Source organism: Gordonibacter sp. An230, assembly GCF_002159915.1.
Taxonomy (GTDB): domain Bacteria; phylum Actinomycetota; class Coriobacteriia; order Coriobacteriales; family Eggerthellaceae; genus Rubneribacter.
This window is the reverse complement of sequence record NZ_NFJP01000058.1, coordinates 1-4,112: the sequence shown is the minus strand read 5'-3', so window position 1 is coordinate 4,112 and position 4,112 is coordinate 1. Positions and strand designations below refer to the sequence as shown.

At 54.7% G+C, this 4,112-nt stretch carries 6 protein-coding genes; all 6 read left to right on the top strand.

From position 1 onward, the window contains the following. The coding region (locus B5F40_RS15595; protein ID WP_204217457.1) for an N-acetylglucosaminidase at positions 1–918 on the top strand (918 nt) is incomplete at its 5' end. A 55-nt stretch (positions 919–973) separates the two neighbouring features. Then, on the top strand, positions 974–1,696 hold the full coding sequence (locus tag B5F40_RS15590; protein WP_087195188.1) for a hypothetical protein: 723 nt from the start codon (positions 974–976) through the stop codon (positions 1,694–1,696). Positions 1,697–1,718: 22 nt separating this feature from the next. Beyond that, on the top strand, positions 1,719–2,855 hold the full coding sequence (rffA, locus tag B5F40_RS15585) for a dTDP-4-amino-4,6-dideoxygalactose transaminase (protein ID WP_087195187.1): 1,137 nt from the start codon (positions 1,719–1,721) through the stop codon (positions 2,853–2,855). Between the two features lie 13 nt (positions 2,856–2,868). After that, on the top strand, positions 2,869–3,249 hold the full coding sequence (locus B5F40_RS15580; RefSeq protein WP_087195186.1) for an EamA family transporter: 381 nt from the start codon (positions 2,869–2,871) through the stop codon (positions 3,247–3,249). Further along, complete coding sequence (locus B5F40_RS15575; protein ID WP_087195185.1) at positions 3,239–3,592, top strand: EamA family transporter; 354 nt, start codon at positions 3,239–3,241, stop codon at positions 3,590–3,592. The genes B5F40_RS15580 and B5F40_RS15575 overlap by 11 nt, the downstream gene beginning before the upstream one ends. A 64-nt stretch (positions 3,593–3,656) precedes the next feature. After that, positions 3,657–4,112: hypothetical protein (locus B5F40_RS15570; RefSeq protein WP_204217455.1), on the top strand; the 456-nt coding region annotated here is incomplete at its 3' end.

The window sequence follows — 4,112 nt, the reverse complement described above, 5'->3', positions numbered from 1 at the left end:
GCCTGCATCGACGGCGCCTGGTACCGCTACGACCCCGTGGACGGGAGGATGAAGCACGGGTGGCAGAGCATCGAAGGGAGCTGGTACTTCTACCATCTCGTCGATGGCAGAATGCTCTTCGGGAATCAGTCGATCTATGGTATTCTTTGCCACTTCGATGAACAGGCCGGGTATCTTACCGATGGCGATATCGCGATGTATCCGTATTCCCTTGAACAGGCGGTTCAAGCGCAAGTGAGCCATAATCCTTCCTATTCGTTTGCGGAGTACTTGGAAAGCATGGATCCTCGCCTTTCCGGAGAACAAGGAGGGGGATCCTTTTTGTTCATGCGACTCGACTGCGGCTACTCCGGGGTATCAGCCGATCAGATCAACCAGTATATCGAGCAGAATTGCATCTATCGGGAACTGCAAACGCAGCAACTATCTTCTTTGAGGGGTATGGGGCAGGCCGTGGTCGAGGCGTCTCGAAGAACGAGGGTTAACGAAGTATACATCCTGTGCCATGCCATTCTCGAAACTGGCTGGGGATGCTCGCCGCTTGCGACGGGCAACGTGCCCGGATACGAGGGTTTTTACAACTTCTATGGCATCGGCGCTTATGATATCGATCCCAATAACAGTGGGGCTGCTCGGGCGAAGCTGGAAGGCTGGATCTCCCCCGAGCTGGCGATACAAGGCGGTGCCCAATGGATCAAAGCCAATTACATTGAAAACGCCCTCGTCATGGAGTCGGGGACGACCGCATCCCAGAATACGCTTTACAAAATGAGGTTCGCACCGGGGCTGAGCAATACGTGGCATCAGTATGCTACGAGCCTGACGTGGCCGCACAGCATCGCTCGGTTGATTTCGGAAGCGTACAGCTTCTTCGGCGAGCGTTGGGTGCCTTACGAAATACCGTTGTATCAGCAATGACGTCGTTGCCGCGTCCGCCTTTCTTAGGTTGTGGCAGGAGGGAAAAGAGCCAACTATGAAAATCATAGATGCTTTTTGGGATACGCGGAATTTGGGCGTACGCTGTGCGGAGTTGGTTTTCTCGGTCGGGGAATCGATTCCGGCTTCGAATGATTTGAAGACGGCTTTGGCGGGCTACGAATACATTGCGGCGAAGGTTCCCGCTGGAAATACCGAGATCGCGGATTTTCTGCAGCGTGAAGGATTCACCTTCGCTGAATGCTCGATCGGGTTCGAGCACGATCTGGGGAGTATCGGCGACGATGAGCTGGCTTCCCACCAAATGAGGATGACTCACCGCCTAGCAAGAGACGGAGAAGAGGAATATATCCTTGGGCGAATAGAGCAAGGACTTTTTTGCACTGATCGTATTTACCTCGATCCATTTTTTAGGCACGAGCTTGCGGCAAGGCGCTATGTTGAATGGCTGAAAGACGAGCTCGCCCGAGGCGCGCAGCTCTACGATGTGTTTTTCGATAATGCCAAAGTGGGTTTTTTCTCTTATAAAGAGATCGAAGAAGGTGTGTCGTATCCATTCCTCATAGGACTGTACCCGGAAAATCGCGGGCGTCATCTAAGCGCGAATCTCGTATCGGAATCGCTTCTGCTTTCGAGGGAGAGAGGTTGTCATCTCTCGCGCACAGTGGTGTCGAGCAACAATATCGCCATCATAAAAGCGCAGGAAGCGGCGGGATCCAGGATATACCGTATTCACTATGTGTTGACGAAGCATCAGTAGGTTTGAAAGTTAGGAATGACTCATGATCCCGTTCAATAAACCCCCTTATGTGGGAACCGAATTGGCATATGTGAGGGAGGCGGTGGAGGCTAACCGCAAGATAAGCGGCGACGGCCCCTTTACGCAGAAGGCGACTGCTTGGCTGGAGGAGCAGACCGGGTCTCAGAAAGTTCTATTGACGACCAGCGGAACGACGGCGCTCGAAATGGCAGCGTTGCTCTGCAATTTGTCTGCTGGCGACGAGGTGATACTTCCCAGCTATACGTTCTCGACGACGGCCACGGCGTTCGTCGCCGTCGGTGCGCGTTTGGTTTTCGTGGATATAAGGCCTGACACGATGAATATTGACGAGAAGAAGATAGAGGCTGCCATAACGGACAAAACCAAAGTTATCGCCGTAGTTCACTATGCGGGGGTTTCGTGCGAAATGGACGCGATCATGGATATTGCGGAAAGGCACGGTCTTTTGGTTGTAGAGGACGCCGCACAGGGGGTTTTGAGCTCTTACAAAGGACGGCCTTTGGGGACTATCGGCGATTTCGGCTGCTATTCTTTCCATGAAACGAAGAACTATTCGATGGGAGAGGGGGGGGCGTTGCTCATTCGGGACCCGGAATACAACGAGCAAGCTGAAATCATTCGCGAGAAAGGCACGAACCGCTCCAATTTCCTTCGTGGGGAAGTCGATAAATACACGTGGGTTTCTTATGGCTCGAGCTGTTTGCCGAGCGATATGTGCGCCGCGTACCTCTACGGGCAATTGCTGGAAGCGAAACGCGTTTACGATGATCGTATGAAAAGCTGGACCGCGTACTACCGCTCTTTTTGCCCTTTGCAAGAGCGCGGCCTTGTCCAGCTTCCCGTTGTTCCCGAGGGATGCGTTCAGAATGCCCATATGTTTTATTTGAAATGCGCGTCTCTTGAACAAAGGGATGTTCTAATCTCATTCTTGAAAGACAAGGGGGTGCATGCTGTTTTTCACTATGTTCCTCTGCATTCTTCGCCTGCGGGGATGAAGTACGGTCGTTTCGACGGGGTTGATGCGCATACTACTGCCGCGAGCGATTGCCTAGTGAGGCTTCCTCTGTTTTTCGGAATGACCGATGACGAGGTTTCTTCCGTGATCTCGGCAGTTCTCGATTTTTTCGACCGCGCGTAGGCGGGATCGGCGGATGGTATCTTCGCGGGGTGGCGCGGGGCTCTTTCTTGCGCTGCATGTTCTTCTCGTTTTCTATTCCGTCGCGGCCATCTTCAGCAAGCTTGCCGCTCAGCACGAAGCGTTCAGCCCGCTGTTCTGCGCTTTCTATCTCGCCGCACTTGCTGTATTGGCGATCTATGCGGTTGGGTGGCAGCAGGTTCTCAAGCGGTTGCCGTTGACCACCGCTTTCGCCAACAAGGCCGCTACGGTTGTTTGGGGTATGGTGTGGGGGGTTGTTGTATTCGGAGAGTCGCTTACGCCGGGGAAGCTGGCGGCGGCGGCGTTCATTGTTTCGGGGGTCGTCCTCTTTTCCTCCGAGGGGCAGCGTGATGAAAAGGGCTCAGATGGTCGATAGCGTCTTTTTCTACGTGCTCGTCATGCTCGGCAGCGTGTTCGTGGCATCGGTTTCCCAGGTTCTTTTGAAAAAGGAGGCCATGGAGAGTCATGATTCGGCCGTGCGAGAATACTTCAACAGGCGTGTTGTGCTTGCCTACGGCCTGTTCCTTGTGTCGATGTTTCTCACGATGTATTCTTATAAAGGGATTCCTCTTTCGCTAGGTCCCATTCTCGAAGCTACTAGTTATTTTTATGTTGCCCTGTTTGGCGTAGCGCTGTTTCATGAGAGAATAAACGCAAGAAAAATGATCGCTCTGTTATTGATTGTCGTCGGTATTACGGTGTATGCGCTGTTCGCTTGAGGAGCTTGCCGATGGCCTTGCGTCGGTTTTGGGACGTCGGGATGGAAAGGGAGGATGCGGCGATATGAATCGGATAGGCGTGGGTAAAAGATACCCTGTCGAATGTTTCTGCATGCTTGCCGTGTTATTGGTTGCGGTTATCCAGCTGCTGGTTTCGCCAGCCTATGCAGATTCGGGGGATTTGCTTTCCAGCCAAGGTGAGGATTTTGGTTTGGAGGAGATTGTAGACGAAGGCTCTCCCGTCTCTCCGGACTCGTCGGCTGGCTCCCCGTCCGGGGATCTCGGTTCCGGCGGGGAGGGGGAGGCGCCCGCTGGCGGGCAGGGCGAGCCGCCCGTCGGCGGGGATGGGGAGGCGGCGGGGTCCCCGTCCGATCCTCCGGACGTCCCGACCGCTGACGAGGAGGGGGGGACGGCCCCTCCGGCGGATCCGCCCTCGCCCCCTAGGGACGGCTGGGTGGAGGTCGACGGGCTGCGGTACTACTACGAGGGCGGCGAGCCCCTCGAGGGGCCGCTGTTCCTC